Raw genomic sequence first — 19469 nt, forward strand, 5'->3', positions numbered from 1 at the left:
CCAGTCAGTAAGGGTTAATGACGGTGGTTTAATCGGCGCGAAAGCCGATCGCCAAAAAATTGCAGCAGGGTCACCAGCGCCACCAACACCACGATGACGGTGAGCATCACCTGGGTGTCAAAACGCTGGTACCCATAACGGTAAGCCAGGTCACCCAGGCCGCCCGCGCCTATGGCACCTGCCATCGCAGAGGCGTTAATCATGGTCACCAGGGTGATGGTAAAGCCGCTGACAATGCCGGGCATGGCTTCCGGCAGCAGCACATGGCGAATGATATGCCCACGGCGGCAACCCATTGCCTGCGCCGCTTCAACCAGGCCGTGATCCACCTCTCTCAGACTGACTTCGGCGATACGCGCGAAAAACGGCATGGCGGCGATGGTCAGTGGCACCACCGCGGCCCATACGCCATAAGAGGTGCCGACAATCATGCGGGTGAAGGGGATCAGCGCCACCATCAGGATCAGAAAGGGGATCGAGCGGAACAGGTTCACCAACCAGCCGAGCACCCGCTGAACGCCAACCTGTTCATACAATCCGCCGCGTTCGCTGACCACCAACAAGATCGCCAGCGGTAATCCCAGCACCAGCGCCAACAGGGAAGAAACGCCCACCATCAGCAACGTATCGAGAAATCCGGCCCACAGCCGTTCAAGCAACAGTGACATAGCCCAGGACCTCCACGCTGTCGGCCAGCGCCTGCGGAATGGTTCGATTATTCGGTGACGGCGTCACGGTTAACAACAGATAACCGATGGCGTGCCCCTGAATATGCTCAATGGCGCTTTCCACCAGCGTCACGCTGCCCTGAAAAGCCGCCAGTATGTGGTTTAACTCCAGCGATGCACCTTGGCCGCGGTAGCGTAGCCGGATCAATTGCGGTGCATCCGGCGTGGGGGGCGTGGCGGCGATCCGCCCAACCCATTCCTCCGGCAAGCGATCGTGTGCAGGGGTCAGCAGGATGCGGGTCGTTTCCTGCTGCGGGTTGCCGTACACCTGCCACACCGGGCCGCATTCGATAATCTCCCCCCGCTCCAGCACCGCCACGCGGTGGCAGATATCATGGATCACCTCCATTTCATGGGTAATCAGCACGATGGTGATGTTGAACTCACGGTTGATGCGCTGTAACAGCGCCAGAATGGCGCGGGTGGTTTCCGGATCGAGCGCGGAGGTGGCTTCATCGCACAACAGCAATTCGGGGTTATGCACCAGCGCCCTGGCGATGCCGACCCGCTGTTTTTGCCCGCCGGAAAGCTGCGCCGGATAGGCGTCCGGGTAGTCGCTCAGCCCGACCAGCTCCAGCAATGCGTCCACTCTGCTGCGCCGCTCGGCGACGGGCACGCCCGCCACCCGCAACGGCAACTCGATATTCTGCCGGACGGTTTTGGCCGACAGCAGGTTGAAGTGCTGGAAAATCATGCCGGTGCGCCGTCGGTAGGCCACCAGTTGATCTTCATTCAATTGGCCAATATCGACGCCATCGACCTCCACGCTGCCGCCACTGGGGCGTTCCAGCCGGTTGATGGTGCGGATCAGGGACGACTTGCCGGCGCCGCTGCGGCCGATAATGCCGAATATCTCCCCACGGCGAATGTCCAGGGAGATCGCCTTCAGCGCCTCGGTCAGTTGGCCGGGGTAACGCTTGCTGAGCCGGGTAAAGCGCAGGTGGGTGTCATCATGGCGGCGCACCACCTCGTCGGCGACGAGGGCGCCAGGGTTAGGCAAAGTCAGGCTGGACATACACTACTGACTCCAGCCCGGCTGATACAGCTTGCCGTAGAAACTGTCGAGTTTGGCGCGCACGACCGGCGAATGCTGGTAAACGTCGACAAACTTGCGCAGGCGCGGGTCGTCCTGATGGCCATCGCGGACCACGAACTGGATCACGTACTCCGGGTTTTCCAGACCGTCGAACAGCAGGGCGCTGTTGGGATCGACGGTGCCGGACAGCCGCAGGTAGTGCGGATAGCCCTGCGCCAGGTCAACTTCCTCCAGCGTGCGAGCCAGTTGCACCGCTTCCACTTCGATAATTTTGATGTGTTTGGGGTTACTGACGATGTCTGCCTGGGTTGCCTGCAGGCCGGACCCCGGTTTGAGCTTAATCAGCCCGGCCTTTTGCAACAGCAACAGGCCGCGGCCACCGTTAATCACGTCGTTGGCGATCGCCACTTTGGCGCCCTCCGGCAGATCGGCGATGCTTTGGTATTTTTTGGAGTACAGCCCGACGTTATTGATGATCGCCGGAGCATAGGCCACCAGGTGGAAATTGCCTTCTTTATTGGCGTTGTGCAGGAACGGCAGGTGCTGGAACAGGTTGACGTCGATATCGCCGTTTTCCAGGCTGACGTTCGGCGCGGTCCAGTCGCTGAATTCGATGATGTCGACCTTCAGCCCCTGTTTGCGAGCCTCTGCCGCCGCCACCTCGAGCGGCGGGGCGAAGGCGGCGGTGGTGCCGACTTTCAGCGCACCGCTGTAATCATTGGCCGCAGCCGCCGTGCCTGAGAGTGCCAGCAGCGCCGAAAACAGCAGTGTTTTTGTCCGAGAGGGCATTGTCATAGGGGTGCTCCTTCAAAAGAAAAAGTAAGGGTTCAAACGGGTAAAGCCGCGCCCGGACGCCAGCCGGCCGCCGGATGGCTGTGCGGCAAGCGGTCCTGCTGCCGAAACAGCTTTTGCCGCAGGCTGCCGGCGCGGTAGGCGGTTTTGTAGCGGCCACGCGCTTGCAACTCCGGCACCACCAGATCGATAAAATCGCGGTAGCTGCCGGGGTTAACGATGCGCGTCAGGTTAAACCCGTCGATATCGGCCTGATCCACCCATTGCAGCAATGCATCCGCCACCTGTTGCGGATCGCCCACCACCAACGGATAACGCCCGCCCATGGCGTGCTGCTCCAGCAGTCGGCGGCGGGTCCAGCCGCGGTAGGTTTGGGTTACCGACTCAATGGCCTGCGTCGGCCCGGCCTGGATTGGGTCGTCCAGACCAAAGCGTGAAAGATCGATGCCGGTCGAGCTGGAAAAATGCGCCAGACCGGCTTCGGGGCTGGCGTAACGCAGATATTCACGGTACTTGTCCTGCGCCTCGGCGGCGGTTGGCGCAACGATAACGCCGACCCCCATAAACACTTTCAAATCCTGTCGCTGACGGCCGGCCGCTACCGCTGCGGTACGCAGTTTGTCCACCTGCGCTTTCATTACTTCCGGGGTAGCGTGATTAACGAAGGTGCACTCCGCGTGACGGGCGGCAAACTGAATACCGCGTGCCGAGCTGCCGGCCTGGAACAGCAGCGGGGTGCGCTGCGGCGAAGGCGAAGACAGGTGATAACCCTCAACCTGATAAAATTCGCCGCGATGGATAACCTTGTGGATCTTCTGCGCATCGGCGTAAATCCGTCGTTGGCGGTCGGCCAACACGGCGTCGTCTTCCCAACTCCCTTCCCATAACTGATAGGCGACGTCGAGAAACTCATCGGCCTGATCGTAACGGCGATCGTGACCGATCTGTTCGTTCAACCCCATCGCACGCGCGGCGCTGTCCAGATAGCCGGTGACGATATTCCAGCCGATGCGGCCCTGGGTCAGATGGTCCAGCGTCGACAAGCGACGGGCAAAGGGATAGGGCGCTTCGTAACTCAGGTTGGCGGTGATGCCGAAGCCCAGATGTTGGGTCACCCCGGCCATCGCCGACACCAGCAGCAACGGATCGTTAACCGGCAGCTGTATCGACTCGCGGGCGGTCAGGGCGATGTTTTGCTGATAGACATCGTAAACGCCGAGGATATCGGCGATAAACAACCCGTCGAACAGCCCACGCTCCAGCAACTGCGCCAGCTCGGTCCAGTAGCTGAGCTGGTTGAACTCGGTGGAGCGATCCTGCGGATGGGTCCACATGCCGTGATGAATATGGCCGACGCAGTTCATGTTGAAGGCGTTCAGCAGGACCTCTTTGGCGGTGGTGCTCATTACAGAGTCCCCCGGCGCGGCGGCAGCACCCCGTTGAGCACGTAATTGCCGATCGCCGGGTATTTCCAGCGCACCGGGTCGTGCAAGGTGTGGGTTCGGGCGTTGCGCCAGTGGCGATCGAGGTTATATTCCTGCAGCGTGGCACGGCTTCCGGCCAGCTCAAACAACAGATTGCCGGCGGCCAACGCGACCTCGGTGGTCCAGGCACGCGCCGTGGCGACCTCAATCGAGGCTTGCGCGACCGAGGGGGCATCGCTGTGACGCTGAGCGGCATCGATGGCTTCACCGGCCACCGCCAGCAGGGCGTCACCGGCCTGAATGCGGGCGGAAATTTTGCCGATGCGGTCCAGCGTCAGCGGGTCCTCGCTGGCGTGTTCGACGCCGGCATCAATCCACGGGCGCGAACGGCTGCGAACAAATTGCAGCATGTCCTGCCACGCGGCTTTGGCGATGCCCTGATCGATGGCGGCGTGCATGATCTGCGCCAGCGGGCCAACCGGCGTCGGCCGTTCAAACGCCGTCTGGAAGGGCACGATATCCTCTTCATCGACCGGGCACTGTTCCAGCGTCACGCTGCCGCTGCCGGTGGTGCGCTGACCAAATCCGGACCAATCGTCGGTGATGCTCAGGCCAGGCGTATTGCGCGGCAAAAACACCAACTGTTCTTTACCGTCTTCACCCCGCGCGGCGGTCGGGATGCGCCCGGCGTACAACGCGCCGGTAGCGTAAAACTTTTGGCCGGAGAGCTGCCATTGGCCTTCATGCCTTGCCAGCGAGGTGCTGCGGTGGTGGGCGGCCTTGCTGGCAAACTCCGCCAGCGCATTGCCGAAATGCACACCGTCCAGCGCTTCCTGGTACAGCCGACGTTGCTGCTGCGGCGAACCGTTCACCCGCAGCACTTCCAGTGCGTAATAGTGGTTTTGCGGCACCTGGCCGATCGACGCATCGCCCTGGCTGAGAATGGCGATGACCTGCGCCAGCACGCGGTTCGACAACGCCGGGCCGCCAAATTCCTGCGGCACGGTAATCGCGCCGAGTCCAGAGGCGAACAGGTCCGCCAGTTCGGCGACCGGCAATCGCCGTTGGCTGTCACGCTCGGCGGCGGACGGGCTGAATTGCTCCGCCAGCCGGTGTGCGGTCTCCAGCGCCTGCTCGGGGCTGGTAATGCGTTGCGCCACGCGTTGAGGGGCTACCTGGGTGGTCATGTTCCGCTCCTTTAAATCCACGAATGGCGCGCCGGAAAGCGGCCGTTGAGGTAGTACTCGCCAATGGCGTGGTATTTCCAGCGCACCGGATCGTGCAACGTGTGGGTGCGTGCGTTGCGCCAGTGACGATCGAGGCCGTGCTCCGCCAGCGTGGCGCGGCTACCGGACCATTCGAACAGCTTTTCGCTGGCCGCCAACGCTACTTCCGTGGTCAGCACCTTGGCTTCGGCGACCGCGATCGAGGCCGCTGCGGCGCTCTCGGCGGTTACCGGCCAGCGGTCAACCTCATCCAATGTTCGCGCCGCACGGCGCAACAGGGCGTTCGCCGCGCTCAGCTCGATGCTGAGCCGGCCGACGTCGGCCAGAATGTAGGGATCGTCAGCGTTGCGTTCGACGCCGGCGTCGATCCAGGGGCGAGAACGCTCTCGAATAAACTGGGTGGCCTCGTCCAGCGCGCCCTGCGCAATGCCGGCATCGATGGCGGCCTGAATCAGTTGGGAAACGGCGCCCTGAATCGTCGGCTTTTCTGCCAGCGGCAGCAGCGGGATCACATTGGCCGGATCGACCAGGACCTCGCGCAGGCGCACCGTGCCGCTGGCGGTAGTGCGCTGCCCCATGCCGGACCAGTCGTCGACGATCTCCAGGCCTGTCGCCGGCTGGGGGATCAACGCCAGTACCGGCTGCTGCCGATCGTCGAGTGCCTTGGCGGCAACGATATGGGCGAACAGCGCGCCGGTGGAGTAAAATTTGTCGCCGGTGAAGCGCAGACCGTCTGCGGTGTGCCGCAAGCGGCTCTGCATATCCAACGTGTGCTTGCTGTTTTTCTCCGGGCCACCGTTGCCGATGCGCTGGCCGGCCAGCACCGCCGCGAAAATACGCCGCTTTTGTTCTTCGCTGCCGGCGTCACGGATTAACTGAATCAGGCCGAAATGGTTTTGCGGAATTTGCCCCAGCGCCGGATCGACGGCGGAAATCAGGCGAAATACCTCCGCCAGCGTGGTAAAGGACAGTTCCGGTCCGCCGTATTCACGCGGGATGGAAATGCCACCGAGGCCAGACTGGGTAAACAACGTCAGCTGTTGCAACGGATAGCGTCGTTGGCGGTCACGCAGTTGGGCTTCTGGCGCGGCGGCCACGGCGACTTGTCGTGCTGCATCCAGCGCCTGTTGGTCGTCAACAATCCTGTGGGTCCGTTCTTCTGCGGGAGGGAAATTGGCCGCATCCGGCGCAGGCAAAACAGAAACAACCATAACGATGTCCTCAATACGGGAGACGGCAGTAAATAGCGCGCTGCCGCGGGCGTAGCGCGATGAAATATAATTAAAATTTAAGTTGTTACAACGGGTGGGGTACGAAGTGATAATAATAATTTGCAGGTTGCGGTGTAAAGCAAAGGCTTATTATAAATAGTCCATTGCTTAGCGATTAATTAGCTTTGCGATAGGCGGGTGATGATTTCCCCGTTCCGATAACGAATATGAGCGGGTAAAAGGGCTCTACCCGCGTAACCCGTGACGCACAGCTCATTCCAGTAGCTGAAACGGATGCGCTGTTTCAGCCGGTTATTCCACACATAACGCGTCATCGTTAATTCCTCCTCCGTGTCTGATGAATAGAGGTAACAGCTATTTCAAAACGGGTCGAATACGTTATTTAGCTTAGCTTTTGAGGTTTCCGGGATAATACTTTCACCGCCGTCAGGATTTCTGCAAAAAAACGCCATAAAGGCTTTCGGTTACGCATAAGGGGCCGGCCGGATTACAAAGGCGGTCCGCAAGGATACACTCAGCGATGCCGGTTCCTCATGTGGGGGATCGGTATCGGGCATTTTGCAGAAGGGGTATTTCGTGGTGGGCAAGCTTAATTTGGACCAGCTTCAGACCTTTGCTTCGGTGGTCAGGCAAGGGAGTTTTTCCGCCGCGGGGGACGTGCTGGGGCTGACACAGCCCGCCGTCAGTTTGCAGATCCGGCAGTTGGAACAACGGCTGCAAGTTCGTCTGCTGGAGCGGGTAGCCAGGCGCGTGCGGCCGACGTCCGCCGGTGAGGCGCTCCTGGAACACATCAACCACATCAATACGGCGGTGGATAATGCGCTGAGCGACATGGCCAGCCACGCGCAGGAGATTGCCGGCACCGTGACCCTTGGCACCGGCGCCACGGCCTGCATCCATCTGCTGCCGACGCTGCTGCGTGAGTTGAAACAGACGTACCCCTTGTTGAACGTCGGGGTACGCACCGGCAACACCGATGACATGCTGAAAGCGGTGGAAGAAAACCGCATCGATATCGCACTGGTGACCTTTCCGGCCAATGGCCGCAGTTTGCAGCTGACGCCGCTGTTGCAGGACGAGTTTGCCGTCATTTTCCCTGCGGATTCCCCCGATTTGCCGGCTACGTATACCCCGCAAACCCTGAGTGCGCTTCCATGGGTGGCTTTTGAATCAGGCAGCAGCACCCGCCGCCTGATTGATGGCTGGTTTCTGAGCGCGGGGGTTAAACCCGAGCCGGTGATGGAACTGGGCAGCATCGAGGCGATCAAAGAAATGGTTGCCGCCGGGCTTGGGTACAGCATTGTGCCGCGCATGGCGCTGCCCGGTACAGGGGGCGAGTCTCTTACGCCCGCGCTTGAGCGCACTTTGGGCATTGCGCTGCGTCAGGATAAGCCGTTGAACAGGGCACTGCAAAAGGTGATCGCCAGCCTGCACGCAGTGAAAAAATAACCGGCCGGTTACTGCCCCTCCGCCGCGCGGGCGGTTTTGCCCGCGCGTATCATTCGCCAGCCAAAGTTCATGCCCGCGGCGGCAATCAGGATGCCGGCGGCGCCCAATAGCTGCATCAGGCTGAGGCGGTGCCCGAATACGGCCCAATCGACGATGATCGCCACCAGCGGATAGATGAATGACAACGCGCCAACCAGGGTGGTGGGGATTTTCTGGATTGCGCTATACAGCAGTGAGGACATCAACCCGGTATGCACCAGGCCGATAGTCGCCAGCAGCAACCAGGCATTGACCGTTGACGGCAGGTGGGCGAGGCCGGCGAACGGTGCCAGCACGACTACCCCGACGCTGAGCTGGATCAACACGATCAAATGCGGCGGTACGGTTTTTAGCCCTTTGACGATCGCCGCCGCCACCGCATACATAAACGCGGCGCCCAACGCCAACAGCACGCCGATAAAGTAATCCGACCCTGAACCGTTAGCGTCTGGGCGGCCGGTAATAATCAGCAGCATGCCGCCAAAGGCCAACAGCAGCCAACCCAGTTTATTCGCCGTCAGTTTTTCGCCAAAGAACAGCACGCCCAGCCCGACCAGCATAAAGGGCTGAACGTGGTAGGTAACCGTAGCTACGGCGATAGAGGCATAGGAATAAGCGCCGAACAGCAGCGTCCAATTGAGCACCAGCGCCATGCCGCCCAGCACCGCCATGGCGGCCTGACGGCGGGTCAGCATACCTTTCTTCAGCAGGCCGAGCAGGGCGCAGGCGATCAACATCGCCAGGGCGCCAAACGCGCAGCGCCAGAAAACCACCGTCGTCGCCGGTTGCCCCAGAGCGATCACCGGCCAGCCGACGGTGCCGGAGATCACCATCGCCAGGGTCATCTGTACTACGCCGCGGGTGTTTACCTTCATTTGCCTTCTCCCTGATTGAGTGCCGTGCTTGCCGCCATCGACGAACACCATTAAAATGAACGATTGAACATTATGATGAACAGCGCGCACCCGTTCGTCAAGTCGAACAAATGAATGTTATGGTGAACAATGAACGATAATACCTTCAACATCGGCACGCCCATCGGCCTGCTTTCGGCCGCCATTCGCCGTGAACGGGAGCGGTTGGGGCTGTCGGTTACCGAACTGGCGCGCCGCGCCGGCATCGCAAAATCGACGCTTTCGCAATTGGAAACCGGCAGCGGTAACCCGAGCCTGGAAACCTTGTGGTCGCTGGCGATGGCCCTTGACGTGCCGGTCAGCCGATTAATCTCTCAACCGCGTCAGCATGTGCAGGTGATCCGCGCCAACGAAGGGGTCACCACGGTTTCCGAACAGGCCAACTATGCCGCTACGTTGCTGGCAACCTGTCCACCGGGGGCACAGCGCGATATTTACCGTTTGCGCGTTCAGCCGGGCGAGGCGCGGATTTCACGCCCCCATATGCCGGGGACCATTGAGCACGTGATTATCAGCAGCGGCAGAGCGCGAATCGGGCCGACGGAGCAGGCGGTGGAATTGAGTGCGGGGGATTACATCAGTTACTCCGCCGATCGGGAGCACATTTTTGAAGCCCTGGAGGCGGATACCACGGCGGTGATGCTGATTGAACAAGGCTAACCCGGCGCGGTAAAGCGCACCGGGCCAGGGGATCAGTAATACAGGCGAGGTTCCGAAGATTCGATCATGCTGCGCAGCTTGGTCAGGGCAAATTTCAATTCGCTGCGGCTGGTTGGCGACATCAGCACGATGCGCACGGCACGCGTGTGGCCGCTGCGTTCGGCCATGAATTGCGTGCCGCTGGAGATATTCACCCCCTGGGCGCGCGCCAGATTGGCGAATTCATCGCTGGTCCAGGGCTCTGGCAGGTTGACCCAAATGTGGTAGCCATAGGGTTGCGAAGCGACCTCAAGCCCTTGAAAAACGTCTGCGGCGATGGCCTGGCGCGCCGCCGCTTCTTGCCTCTGGGTTTGCAGCATTTCAGCCCCAATGCCGGAGGTAATGATATTGCTGGCCAGCTGCGCGATAAGCGGGGAAGGCATCCAGATGCTGGTTCGCACCATCGATGTCAGTCGCGACAGGGTTTCCGCCGGCGCATGCAGATAACCGATGCGCAACGCCGGTGAGATGCTTTTCGACAGGCTGGTCAGGTATACCGAGCGTTCAGGGGCAAACGACGACAACGCCGCGACCGGCTCTGCGGTGAGAAAACCGTAAATATCGTCGTCGAGAATATAAAAGTCGAACTCGCGAGCAATCTGTGCGATTTCGGCCCGTCTGGCGTTCGACATCACCACCGTGGTGGGGTTTTGGCAGCTCGCCACGCAGATCAGCATCGCCGGTTTTTCCTGGCGGCACAGTGCTCTCAGCGAGTCGGGCGTGATGCCCTCGCTATCCATTTCGACCCCGCGCAGCCGCCGCCCATTGCCGTGTACCAGCGAGATAATGCCCGGATAACACAACGCTTCGCACAGGATAAGGTCCTGGTGCGCCGTCAGTGCGTTGATGGCGACCAGCAAACCGTGCTGAGCGCCGGCGGTCAACACCACTTGTTGCCAGTGCACGTCAGGCAAAAAGCGTCGCAGCCAACTGGCGCCGGCATCGCGATGCGCCGGATGCCCGCCTTCCGGCGAATAGTCGAGCGCCAACCCCAGTTCAGGGCTGGCGACCAGATGCTCGAGCGCCGTGCGGATCCCCTGTTCCTGAGCCCGCACCTCCGGTTTGATCACCGACAGATCGATATGATCCCGCCGGGCGGAAGATGAAGGGCTGAATGGCGGCAGGCGCGCGCTTTCCATGACCCTTTCAGGCGTGGCCAGCACAAAGGTCCCGCGGCCCACTTCTCCCTGAACCAGACCGCGCCGCGCTGCTTCTTCATAGGCACGATTAACGGTGCCCGGCGTAACGGCCAGCGTTTGCGCCAGCTCTTTCAGCGTCGGCAAACGTGAACCGGCAGGCAGCACGCCGTTGTTGATGTCATTTTGCAGCGCATCTGCAATCAGCAAATACACCGGGGCATTTTTCTCACTGAAGCGCGGTGTCCACATAGACCCTCTGTATGCTTTGAATGGCGTCCCCCACCGGCTTTCGGCTCCTGCAGTGTGGCAGCAGGGCGGGGATAAGACGATTACAGTATAAGCCAGCCATTAAATTGATGTAATAAGTATTAACACAGAAAGAATTACACGGATACAATCGACTTAAATTGATTCGATTCAATTGGTGTTATCGAGGGTCAAGTGTTTAATTGTGACGTGGCAACTTGTTGTTTTTAATTTAATTTACCGAGTAATTTTCTTTTTGGCTTATTACATCGATTTAATCGATGTGCATTGATAGGGGTAATGATGGACAGATTGCGACAGGATTTTTCTCTTTCGGCGGTAGTGGCGGGGGCCATCGCGGTGATAGTGTCTTACGCCGGCCCGTTGATCATCGTGTTTCAGGCCGCCAGTGCAGCGCACTTGCCCACGGAGGTGATCTCCTCCTGGATTTGGGCCATCTCCATCGGCAGCGGCATCACCGGGCTGATTTTAAGTTGGCGCCTGCGGGTACCGGTGATCACCGCCTGGTCAACCCCCGGCGCGGCGCTGTTGGTGGGGTTATTGCCTGGGGTGACGATCAACGAAGCGGTGGGGGCCTATATCCTTTCCTCGCTCATTATCGCCGTCATCGGTCTGTCCGGCGCCTTCGATAAACTGATCGGTAAATTACCGCGTTCGATCGCCGCCGCCATGCTGGCCGGCATTTTATTCCATTTCGGCGCCGAGTTGTTTGTGTCCATTCAACTGCAACCGACGCTGGTCATGACCATGTTCGTAACCTATCTGCTGTTTAAACGGCTGCTGCCACGCTATGCCATCGTCGCCGTGCTGTTTGCCGGCGGTACAGTGGCGGGAATGAGCGGAATGTTGCACAGCGGAGATATTGTCGTCAGCGTCGCACACCCGGTCCTGATTACCCCGGCCTGGAGCTGGCACGCCATCATTAATATCGCACTGCCGCTTACCCTGGTAACGCTGACCGGTCAGTACGTGCCCGGCATGGCGGTATTGCGCTCATCCGGCTACACCACACCGGCCCGGCCGATCGTCTCGATGACCGCGATTGCCTCGGTGTTACTGGCGCCCTTTGGTTCGCACGGAGTGAATCTGGCGGCCATCACCGCCGCGATTTGTACCAGCGAAGAGGCGCACCGGGAGAAAAGCAAACGCTACGTCGCCGGTGTGGCCTGCGGAATTTTCTACATTGTAATGGGGATTTTCGGCGCGACGTTGGCCTCGGTGTTCACCGCATTGCCCAAAGAACTGATCGTCTCCCTGGCCGGGCTGGCGCTGTTTGGCGCAATCAGCACCGGGTTGACCGGTGCAATGGCCGACGAAAAGCAACGGGAAGCGGCGTTAATCACCTTTTTGGTCACCGCATCCGGCATGAACTTTTTAGGCATGGCGTCGGTATTCTGGGGTTTGATCTTCGGGCTGGCTGCCCATTTCTCCCTGACTCTGCTGTCTGGCCGCCGGCCGCTGTTGGTCGGCGCCAAATAGGGCAGAATGAACGTCAACCTCCCATAATCAATGGCCGGCCTGTTCTCGCGACAAGGCCGGCCATTCCATTTCTCCCTCTCTTCCAGACGTTAGTCTTGCGGCAATACGCCGAGCAACCATTGACAAAAATGCCGGGTGAATGGGTTGTTCTCGCTGTCGCGATGGATGAGCCATGACCAGTTGGGGCCGCGCACGCTCTGATCCGTCAAGGGTTGCAGTATGCCTTCGGCAAGTGCCTGCTGCGCAAGCAATTGGCTGACAAGGGCTATGCCCAGTCCGCTGCGGGCCGCATCCAATAGCAACCCGGGATCCGAGAAGTTCAACCCATGACTTTGCTGGCCGACATTGACGCCGCCCTGCAGGGACCAGTGGCTCCAGTCCATTTCGCGTTCGCCATGCAGCGTGGCGCGCTGTTCTTTTTGCAGCTTCAACAGGTCAGGGTGGCAAACCGGGGAGAGGCGATCCTGATGTAACACTTTATGGCTGCATTCGATTTGTGCGCTGAGATCGTCGCGGATCGCCAGATCCACGGTTTCGGCCGCCATATCCGGTGGTTCAAAGGTGGTGAACAGCCAAAGGTCGATCTCCGGGTGCAGGCGATTGAAGCTTTTTAGGCGCGGTAACAGCCAGTGGCGGGCAAACGCCGGCGTGGTGTTAACCACCAGTTGGTTGGGCTTGCGGTACTGATCCAGGCGGCGGATGCCGACAGACAATTGTTGCAGCATGACCTGCGCGGTGCTGTAAAGATCATGGCCGGCATCGGTGAGGTTGACGCTGCGACCTGTTCGGAAAAATAGCGGCTGCTCCAGGAATGATTCCAGGCTACGAATTTGCTGGCTGATAGCAGATTGAGTGAGATGCAGTTCATCGGCAGCCTTGTGGAAACTGCCCAGCCGCGCAGCGGCTTCAAAACCGCGCAAAGCGTTCAGGGGGGGCCAGTGTTTTAACATGATTGATAAGCTTGTCTAATCAGGTGTCTGCTGAATATATCGTTTGTTCTCGGGGTTTTGAATCACTAATCTCTATTTTATCGGGAAATAACCCATTTTATTGAACACAATTACTTAACTTGTCTGACAATGTCGGGGAGATAAACAATGTCGACACGCCGTGAATTTATTAAGCAGACATCACTGATAGCCGGTATGAGCCTGGCGGCATCCCTTGGGCTGGCATTGCCCGGCCATGCGGCACAGGGCGTCGACGGCGAAAACTGGCGCATGCCGGATGAAGCTGAAAAACAGCAACGGGCGTTTATCGCTTTCGGTGCCCAGCAGGCGATTTGGGGCGATTTCACCACGGACGTACAAGATGCGTTGGGGCGGATCGCCCGTGCGATTGCCGATTTTCAGCCGTTGACGGTGTTTTGTCGTGCGAGCGAGCGTCGCCTGGCGGAGGAAAAATGTGGCAGCCACAACGTCACCTTCGTCCTCACCGCGCTGGATGATATCTGGATGCGCGATATTGGCGCTAATTTCGTCATTAACGGCGCAGGTGGGCTGGGCGCAGTGGATTTCAATTTCAACGGTTGGGGCAATAAGCAACGGCACGCCGATGATGCGCGTCTCGCGGCCTTCGAAGCCAATCATTACAGTGTCACGAATTTACGGCGTAGCAGGTTGACCGGAGAGGGGGGCGGTATAGAAGTTGATGGGCATGGCACCGGCATCATGACTGAAAGCAGCTGGTTCAACGGCAATCGCAACCCTGGCTGGAGCCGCGACCGCGTCGAGCAAGAGTTGAAAGCGATGCTTGGCCTGAGGAAAATCATCTGGCTACCGGGGATTAAAGGCAAGGATATCACCGATGCTCACGTCGATTTTTACGCTCGCTTCGTCAACCCGGGCGTGGTGCTGGCCAATCTGGATACCGATCCTGGCTCTTACGACAATAAGGTTACACAGACCCATTTGGCTATTCTCAAAAAGGCGACAGATGCCGACGGCCGAAAATTGCAGGTGCACACCCTCTCGCCGCCGTTGCAGCCACGCCGCAGCCGCTTCAGCAAAGGCAATCCTGATTTTGCCGCAGGGTATATCAATTACTTTGTCATTAACGGTGCGGTTATCGCACCCGAGTTTGGCGATGCACAAGCCGATGGCGAGGCGTTCAGGCTGTTATCGAGCCTCTATCCGGAACGTGAAATAGTGCAGCTGAATATCGACGCCATCGCAGCCGGTGGCGGCGGTATCCACTGCGTTACCAGCCAAATGCCTGAGCATGAAAGAAGCTGACGCGGGAGGATTCGAACGCCCTCAGAGCCCGCCGAGCGGCTCTGAGGGAACAGAACGGGTCAATAGGTATGGAAATAGTCCTGGATCACCTGCGGGTTATGGGTTTTGGTCAGCGCCAACATCAGCAGAATGCGTGATTTAGCCGGGTTGAGCGAGTCGGAAACCAGGCCGGGCTGACCGCTATCTTCCGGGACGATACCGCTGCCGGTGCGGCTGGCGCGAACGACCAGCACGCCGGCTTTTTCCGCTTTTTTGATCCCGGCCGAGCTGCGCACCGACACCGAACCGGCACCGGTGCCGGCATAAACAATCCCGTCTACCTTGTGCTCAATGGCTGCGTCATACATGTATTCGGGATCGTCCTGATAGCCGTAAATAATGTCGACTTTCGGCAGCGCGCTGACATTGCGCACGTCAAACACCGAACGGGTGGTATGAACTTTATCCACCCGGGTTTCAAAGTAAGGTTTGCCGCCGACAATCACCCCCAAATAGCCTTCCTCCGGCGCCTTGAACGTGTCCAGCGTGGTGGCGTTGGTTTTGGTGCTGAAGCGGGCGGAACCAATGCGATCGTTCAGCACCACCATGACGCCCCGGCCTGCTGCCTGTTTATCGGCGGCAACGGTCACCGCATCCAGCAGATTCATCGGGCCATCGGCGCTGATGGCGGTCGCCGGGCGCATGGCAGCGGTGAACACCACCGGCTTGTTGCTTTTTACCGTCAGGTTAAGGAAGTAGGGCGATTCGTCCAGCGTGTCGGTGCCGTGGGTGATCACCACGCCGGCGACGTCATCCCGTGCCAGCAGTTCGTTGACGCGTTTTGACAGCTTGAGCAGGATCTCGCTGGTCATGTTTTCACTGCCGATATTGGCAATCTGTTCGCCGTCGACCCGGGCGACTTTCTGCATTTCCGGCACTGCGGCGATCAAAGTCTCAACGCCCAACGCCCCGGCTTTGTAGCCGGTGGTTTGGGTATTGGAAGCTGCCGAGCCGGCAATGGTGCCGCCGGTGGCCAAAATAACGATGTGCGGTAACTCACCGGCTGCGGTCGCCGCGTTGGCGCAACCTAAGGTCAATAAAACAAATGCCACTCTAATTATTTGAAACATAGCGCTACCCCTGATTAAAAAGCCAAATTAGGCGGAGTAGCCAAAGCAAAAAGGGTGCCAGTTGAGCGACTGGCGCAAATAGCGGGACAGCGAGCAGGTCAACGTCGGTATTGCACCCGGTGCGGGAGCGGCCCGCACCAGAATGGATCTCTTTTCAGCGTTGCGGCCCCAGGCCGTGGGTGAGCAGCGTAATAGCATGGCGGGCAATATCTTCGGCGCGCAGCGGGTTGAGGGCGTTATCACGCTGCCATTTTGACGCGGTGGCCAGCGGCAGCAGCGTCATGCCAAACAGGGTGACAATCAGCAGGGATGGCTCCAGATCGGCATGCAGTTTGCCTTCCGCCTGCCAACGAACGATGGACTGCATCGCCGTTTTGCGTTGCTTGTCGCCGAAGCGCTCGTCCATCCGCTGCTTCAATACGCCGCTGTCGCTCATCACCTCGCGCAACCACAGCGGGGCGAACCACGGATGCGCAATGGAGATATCGATAAACCGCTGCGCCAACTCGGTGAATGCCGCTAGCGGATCGTCCTCGTTGGCGTCGAAAACGTCGCCGGCGGCAATTCTCACCGGCAGGAAACGCTCGTCAATCAGCACATCGAGCAGTTGTTCGCGGTTGTGAAAGTAGTAGTGCAACATCGCCGGGGTAACGCCGGCCTCGCGGGCAATGGCGTTCAACGAGGTATCGGCAATGCCCTGGCGGGCGAATAAATTCAACGCAGTATCGAGCAGATGTTCCCGTTTCTCTGCCCCGTTGGCAGCGCCGCTGGGCCGGCCAGGGCGGCGTGGAGAGGCGGTTTTTTTAACGTTTTGTGCTGTCATCGCGGCGAGATCCATTGACCGGAGAAAAGAATAACTCATATATTAATTACTCAGTTAATTAATTACAAGTGGACTCACTCGAATGGGCATTGATAACACGGCAGGCAACGAAGATAACGGCAGGGCGTCTGAACAGGCGCCCTCGATCCGTTTGCTGTTCTCCGCACTGCTGCTGGTGATGCTGCTGGCGGCGCTCGATCAGACCATCGTCTCGACCGCGTTGCCGACCATCGTCGGCGAGTTCGGCGGGTTGGAGAATTTGTCTTGGGTCGTGACGGCCTATCTGCTGGCTTCGACCATCGTGGTGCCGCTGTATGGCAAGTTCGGCGATCTGTTCGGCCGCAAGATCGTACTGCAAATCGCCATCGTGGTGTTTTTGCTCGGTTCGGTGTTGTGCGGGTTGGCGCAGAACATGACGCAATTGATCCTGATGCGAGCGTTGCAAGGGCTGGGTGGCGGCGGTTTATTGGTGGTGACCATGGCGGTGGTGGGCGACGTGATCCCGCCGGCCGATCGCGGGCGCTATCAGGGGTTGTTCGGCGGGGTGTTTGGCCTGGCAACGGTGATCGGGCCGCTGATCGGCGGGCTGTTGGTGCAGCATTTCTCCTGGCGCTGGATCTTCTACATCAACCTGCCGCTGGGGCTTTTCGCCCTGTCGGTGATCGGCGCGGTATTCCAGTCGCGGGTCAACCGGGTTAAACACGAAATCGACTATCTGGGGGCGGCTTATCTCGCCTCGGCGCTGACCTGCATCATCCTTTTTACCAGCCAGGGCGGTACTGTCATGGCCTGGTCGGACGGCCAGCTGTGGTGCATTCTGGCCTTCGGGTTGGTGTCGCTGGGCGGGTTTATCTACGAAGAGCGGCTGGCGAGCGAGCCGATCATTCCGCTGGGGCTGTTTCGTAATCGCACCTTTGTGTTGTGCAGCCTGATCGGTTTTATCATCGGCATGTCGCTGTTTGGGTCGGTGACCTTCCTGCCGTTGTATTTGCAGGTGGTGAAAGACTCGACGCCTTCGCAGGCCGGGATGCAGCTGTTGCCGCTGATGGGCGGCATCATGATCAGCTCGATCGTCAGCGGCAGGCTGATCAGCAAAAGGGGCAAATACCGCATATTCCCGATTATCGGCACCCTGTGCGCGTTGGCAGGCATGATCCTGCTCGGCACGCTGACAAATTCGACGCCGGTGCACCAGCTGTATCTCTATATCAGCCTGCTGGGGCTGGGATTGGGCATGGTGATGCAGGTGATGATTTTGGCGGCGCAAAACAGCGTAGAGCCGCAGCACATGGGGGTCGCTACCTCCAGCGCTACGTTGTTCCGCTCGATTGGCGGTTCGATCGGCGTGGCGGTGTTTGGCGCGATTTTTACCAACGTGCTGCACAGCCGCCTGGCGGTATTGTTGCCGGAGGATGCGCAATTGCCGCGTTCTCTGGGTGCGGCGGCGGTACACCATTTACCGGCGGCCTTGCAGCAAGACTATCTGCAGGCTTTCGGCGGGGCGATCCACTCGGTGTACCAGATTGCCGCCTGGGTGATGGTGCTGGCCTTTGTGCTGACCTGGCTGCTGAAAGACGTGCCGCTACGGCAAAAATAGGGTTTGCCGCGGCGTTTCTCATGCTTTGCGAAGGACTTTTACCGAATCCTTACGTAACCCTGTCAGACTAAAAATACCAGAGTCTATATATTGAGAATAAACGTTCTCAATAGGATAGATATTCGATGCAGAGGAAAAAGATTTTTCTTGTCAGCCTGGCGCTAATGTTGGCCGCCTGTGATGGCAAATCCGGTGGTGCGCCCATGGGAGCGGGCGGCACGCCGGAGGTTGGGGTGGTGACGTTGCACGGCCAACCGGTCACGCTGAGCAGCGATTTGAGCGGCAGGGTGAACGCCACCATGACGTCGGACGTTCGTCCACAGGTTGACGGCATTATCAAACAGCGTCTGTTTACCGAAGGGGCCGAGGTAAAAGCCGGCCAGGTACTGTATCAAATCGATCCCGCCACTTATCAGGCCAGTTATAACCAGGCTGCCGCACAGTTGAAAAGCGCGCAGGCGACGGTGAAATCCAGCCGCCTGAAAGCACAACGTTACGCGGCGCTGGTGAAAGAGAATGGCGTCTCCAAACAGGATGCGGACGATGCGATGGCGACCTATCTGGAGGCGGTCGCCTCCGTCGACCAGTATCAGGCAGCGCTGGAAACCACCAAAATTAATCTCGCTTATACCCAGGTGCGCGCGCCTATTTCCGGCCGCATCGGTATTTCCTCGGTGACGCCGGGCGCGCTGGTTACCGCCAGCCAGACCGATGCGCTGGCCACCATCCGCGCGCTGGATCCCATCTATGTCGATCTCACGCAGTCCAGCAGCCAACTGCTCAGGTTGCGCAAACTGCAGGCGTCCTTAAAACGTGACGATGTCACACCGGTCGCCATCAAACTTGAAGACGGCACGCCTTATAAGCATGACGGCAAACTGGAACTGACGGAAGTGTCGGTGGATGAGTCTACCGGCTCCGTTACGCTGCGCGCCGTATTCCCTAACCCGGAGCATGAATTGCTGCCGGGCATGTACGTTCACGCCAGGGTAGATAATGGCGTCGATCCCAAAGGCATTCTGGCGCCTCAGCAGGGCATCACCCGCAATGCCAAAGGTGAAGCCACTGCGCTGGTGGTCAATGCGCAAAACAAGGTTGAACAGCGCACGGTCACCACCGAACGGGTCATCGGCAGCAACTGGCTGGTCAGTAAAGGGCTGAGCGACGGCGATCGCCTGATCGTAGAAGGCACCAATAAGGTGGCCGCCGGGGTCGACGTTAAAGCCGTTGAAGTGCAAAAGCAGACGGCGACCGGCACGGCTAACGGTGGGGAGCAGTAATC

At 59.3% G+C, this 19469-nt stretch carries 17 protein-coding genes; 6 read left to right on the forward strand and 11 right to left on the reverse strand.

Translation table 11 applies throughout. The features are described from left to right. Positions 1-14 precede the first annotated feature (14 nt). Genes QZQ97_RS05350 through QZQ97_RS05375 form a run of 6 tightly spaced genes read right to left on the reverse strand, consistent with a single transcriptional unit; the run spans position 15 to position 6417 of the window. Positions 15-668, reverse strand: coding sequence for a methionine ABC transporter permease (locus QZQ97_RS05350; RefSeq protein ID WP_013812980.1), 654 nt, complete (start codon positions 666-668; stop codon positions 15-17). Next, positions 652-1743: a methionine ABC transporter ATP-binding protein gene (locus tag QZQ97_RS05355; RefSeq protein WP_311992573.1), complete on the reverse strand. Its 1092-nt coding sequence runs from the start codon at positions 1741-1743 to the stop codon at positions 652-654. The genes QZQ97_RS05350 and QZQ97_RS05355 overlap by 17 nt, the downstream gene beginning before the upstream one ends. Positions 1744-1746: 3 nt before the next feature. Next, positions 1747-2559 carry a MetQ/NlpA family ABC transporter substrate-binding protein gene (locus QZQ97_RS05360; protein WP_311992574.1) on the reverse strand — a complete coding sequence of 271 codons (813 nt, stop codon included), beginning with the start codon at positions 2557-2559 and terminating at the stop codon, positions 1747-1749. 32 nt (positions 2560-2591) lie between these two features. Further along, complete coding sequence (locus tag QZQ97_RS05365) at positions 2592-3962, reverse strand: LLM class flavin-dependent oxidoreductase (protein ID WP_311992575.1); 1371 nt, start codon at positions 3960-3962, stop codon at positions 2592-2594. Further along, a complete protein-coding gene (locus QZQ97_RS05370; RefSeq protein ID WP_311992576.1) occupies positions 3962-5167 on the reverse strand; it encodes an SfnB family sulfur acquisition oxidoreductase in 1206 nt (401 codons plus the stop codon). The genes QZQ97_RS05365 and QZQ97_RS05370 overlap by 1 nt, the downstream gene beginning before the upstream one ends. Positions 5168-5178: 11 nt before the next feature. Beyond that, on the reverse strand, positions 5179-6417 hold the full coding sequence (locus QZQ97_RS05375) for an SfnB family sulfur acquisition oxidoreductase (protein ID WP_311992577.1): 1239 nt from the start codon (positions 6415-6417) through the stop codon (positions 5179-5181). 600 nt (positions 6418-7017) lie between these two features. On the opposite strand from QZQ97_RS05375, the gene QZQ97_RS05380 reads away from it, so the two are divergent. After that, entirely contained in the window at positions 7018-7887 is an 870-nt protein-coding gene (locus QZQ97_RS05380) for a LysR family transcriptional regulator (protein ID WP_311992578.1), read from the forward strand. An 8-nt stretch (positions 7888-7895) separates the two neighbouring features. Here QZQ97_RS05380 and QZQ97_RS05385 read toward each other — a convergent pair whose 3' ends face one another. Beyond that, positions 7896-8801 (reverse strand): DMT family transporter, encoded by a 906-nt coding sequence (locus QZQ97_RS05385; RefSeq protein ID WP_311992579.1) that lies wholly within the window; start codon positions 8799-8801, stop codon positions 7896-7898. A 129-nt stretch (positions 8802-8930) separates the two neighbouring features. Here QZQ97_RS05385 and QZQ97_RS05390 point away from each other — a divergent pair, with 129 nt between their 5' ends. Continuing rightward, complete coding sequence (locus QZQ97_RS05390; protein WP_311992580.1) at positions 8931-9500, forward strand: helix-turn-helix domain-containing protein; 570 nt, start codon at positions 8931-8933, stop codon at positions 9498-9500. Positions 9501-9532: 32 nt separating this feature from the next. Here the strand turns inward: QZQ97_RS05390 and QZQ97_RS05395 are convergent, their stop codons facing one another. Next, positions 9533-10927, reverse strand: coding sequence for an aminotransferase-like domain-containing protein (locus QZQ97_RS05395; protein ID WP_311992581.1), 1395 nt, complete (start codon positions 10925-10927; stop codon positions 9533-9535). A 297-nt stretch (positions 10928-11224) separates the two neighbouring features. Here QZQ97_RS05395 and QZQ97_RS05400 point away from each other — a divergent pair, with 297 nt between their 5' ends. Continuing rightward, the gene (locus QZQ97_RS05400) at positions 11225-12424 is read left to right on the forward strand and encodes a benzoate/H(+) symporter BenE family transporter (protein WP_311992582.1); all 1200 of its coding nucleotides are present in this window, start codon (positions 11225-11227) and stop codon (positions 12422-12424) included. Between the two features lie 89 nt (positions 12425-12513). Here the strand turns inward: QZQ97_RS05400 and QZQ97_RS05405 are convergent, their stop codons facing one another. Next, positions 12514-13374 (reverse strand): LysR substrate-binding domain-containing protein, encoded by an 861-nt coding sequence (locus tag QZQ97_RS05405; RefSeq protein ID WP_311992583.1) that lies wholly within the window; start codon positions 13372-13374, stop codon positions 12514-12516. Positions 13375-13521: 147 nt separating this feature from the next. Here QZQ97_RS05405 and QZQ97_RS05410 point away from each other — a divergent pair, with 147 nt between their 5' ends. Then, entirely contained in the window at positions 13522-14658 is a 1137-nt protein-coding gene (locus tag QZQ97_RS05410) for an agmatine deiminase family protein (protein ID WP_311992584.1), read from the forward strand. Between the two features lie 59 nt (positions 14659-14717). Here the strand turns inward: QZQ97_RS05410 and QZQ97_RS05415 are convergent, their stop codons facing one another. After that, positions 14718-15767 (reverse strand): type II asparaginase, encoded by a 1050-nt coding sequence (locus QZQ97_RS05415; protein ID WP_311992585.1) that lies wholly within the window; start codon positions 15765-15767, stop codon positions 14718-14720. A 154-nt stretch (positions 15768-15921) separates the two neighbouring features. Then, on the reverse strand, positions 15922-16590 hold the full coding sequence (locus tag QZQ97_RS05420; RefSeq protein WP_311992586.1) for a TetR/AcrR family transcriptional regulator: 669 nt from the start codon (positions 16588-16590) through the stop codon (positions 15922-15924). An 82-nt stretch (positions 16591-16672) separates the two neighbouring features. Here QZQ97_RS05420 and QZQ97_RS05425 point away from each other — a divergent pair, with 82 nt between their 5' ends. Both QZQ97_RS05425 and QZQ97_RS05430 read left to right on the forward strand, forming a co-directional pair. Next, a complete protein-coding gene (locus QZQ97_RS05425) occupies positions 16673-18187 on the forward strand; it encodes an MDR family MFS transporter (protein WP_311992587.1) in 1515 nt (504 codons plus the stop codon). Positions 18188-18312: 125 nt separating this feature from the next. Beyond that, positions 18313-19467: an efflux RND transporter periplasmic adaptor subunit gene (locus QZQ97_RS05430; protein ID WP_311992588.1), complete on the forward strand. Its 1155-nt coding sequence runs from the start codon at positions 18313-18315 to the stop codon at positions 19465-19467. Positions 19468-19469: the final 2 nt, after the last annotated feature.

This window comes from Serratia sp. root2 (genome assembly GCF_031931805.1).
GTDB classification, from domain to species: Bacteria; Pseudomonadota; Gammaproteobacteria; order Enterobacterales; family Enterobacteriaceae; genus Serratia; species Serratia inhibens.

What these genes read in the sequence shown, in the direction of transcription:
- QZQ97_RS05350 (WP_013812980.1), bottom strand. Translation starts at nt 668, where the DNA reads ATGTCACTGTTGCTTGAACGGCTGTGGGCCGGATTTCTCGATACGTTG.
- QZQ97_RS05415 (WP_311992585.1), bottom strand. Translation starts at nt 15,767, where the DNA reads ATGTTTCAAATAATTAGAGTGGCATTTGTTTTATTGACCTTAGGTTGC.
- QZQ97_RS05355 (WP_311992573.1), bottom strand. Translation starts at nt 1,743, where the DNA reads ATGTCCAGCCTGACTTTGCCTAACCCTGGCGCCCTCGTCGCCGACGAG.
- QZQ97_RS05430 (WP_311992588.1), top strand. Translation starts at nt 18,313, where the DNA reads ATGCAGAGGAAAAAGATTTTTCTTGTCAGCCTGGCGCTAATGTTGGCC.
- QZQ97_RS05360 (WP_311992574.1), bottom strand. Translation starts at nt 2,559, where the DNA reads ATGACAATGCCCTCTCGGACAAAAACACTGCTGTTTTCGGCGCTGCTG.
- QZQ97_RS05405 (WP_311992583.1), bottom strand. Translation starts at nt 13,374, where the DNA reads ATGTTAAAACACTGGCCCCCCCTGAACGCTTTGCGCGGTTTTGAAGCC.
- QZQ97_RS05420 (WP_311992586.1), bottom strand. Translation starts at nt 16,590, where the DNA reads ATGACAGCACAAAACGTTAAAAAAACCGCCTCTCCACGCCGCCCTGGC.
- QZQ97_RS05395 (WP_311992581.1), bottom strand. Translation starts at nt 10,927, where the DNA reads ATGTGGACACCGCGCTTCAGTGAGAAAAATGCCCCGGTGTATTTGCTG.
- QZQ97_RS05390 (WP_311992580.1), top strand. Translation starts at nt 8,931, where the DNA reads ATGAACGATAATACCTTCAACATCGGCACGCCCATCGGCCTGCTTTCG.
- QZQ97_RS05410 (WP_311992584.1), top strand. Translation starts at nt 13,522, where the DNA reads ATGTCGACACGCCGTGAATTTATTAAGCAGACATCACTGATAGCCGGT.
- QZQ97_RS05385 (WP_311992579.1), bottom strand. Translation starts at nt 8,801, where the DNA reads ATGAAGGTAAACACCCGCGGCGTAGTACAGATGACCCTGGCGATGGTG.
- QZQ97_RS05375 (WP_311992577.1), bottom strand. Translation starts at nt 6,417, where the DNA reads ATGGTTGTTTCTGTTTTGCCTGCGCCGGATGCGGCCAATTTCCCTCCC.
- QZQ97_RS05370 (WP_311992576.1), bottom strand. Translation starts at nt 5,167, where the DNA reads ATGACCACCCAGGTAGCCCCTCAACGCGTGGCGCAACGCATTACCAGC.
- QZQ97_RS05365 (WP_311992575.1), bottom strand. Translation starts at nt 3,962, where the DNA reads ATGAGCACCACCGCCAAAGAGGTCCTGCTGAACGCCTTCAACATGAAC.
- QZQ97_RS05425 (WP_311992587.1), top strand. Translation starts at nt 16,673, where the DNA reads ATGGGCATTGATAACACGGCAGGCAACGAAGATAACGGCAGGGCGTCT.
- QZQ97_RS05400 (WP_311992582.1), top strand. Translation starts at nt 11,225, where the DNA reads ATGATGGACAGATTGCGACAGGATTTTTCTCTTTCGGCGGTAGTGGCG.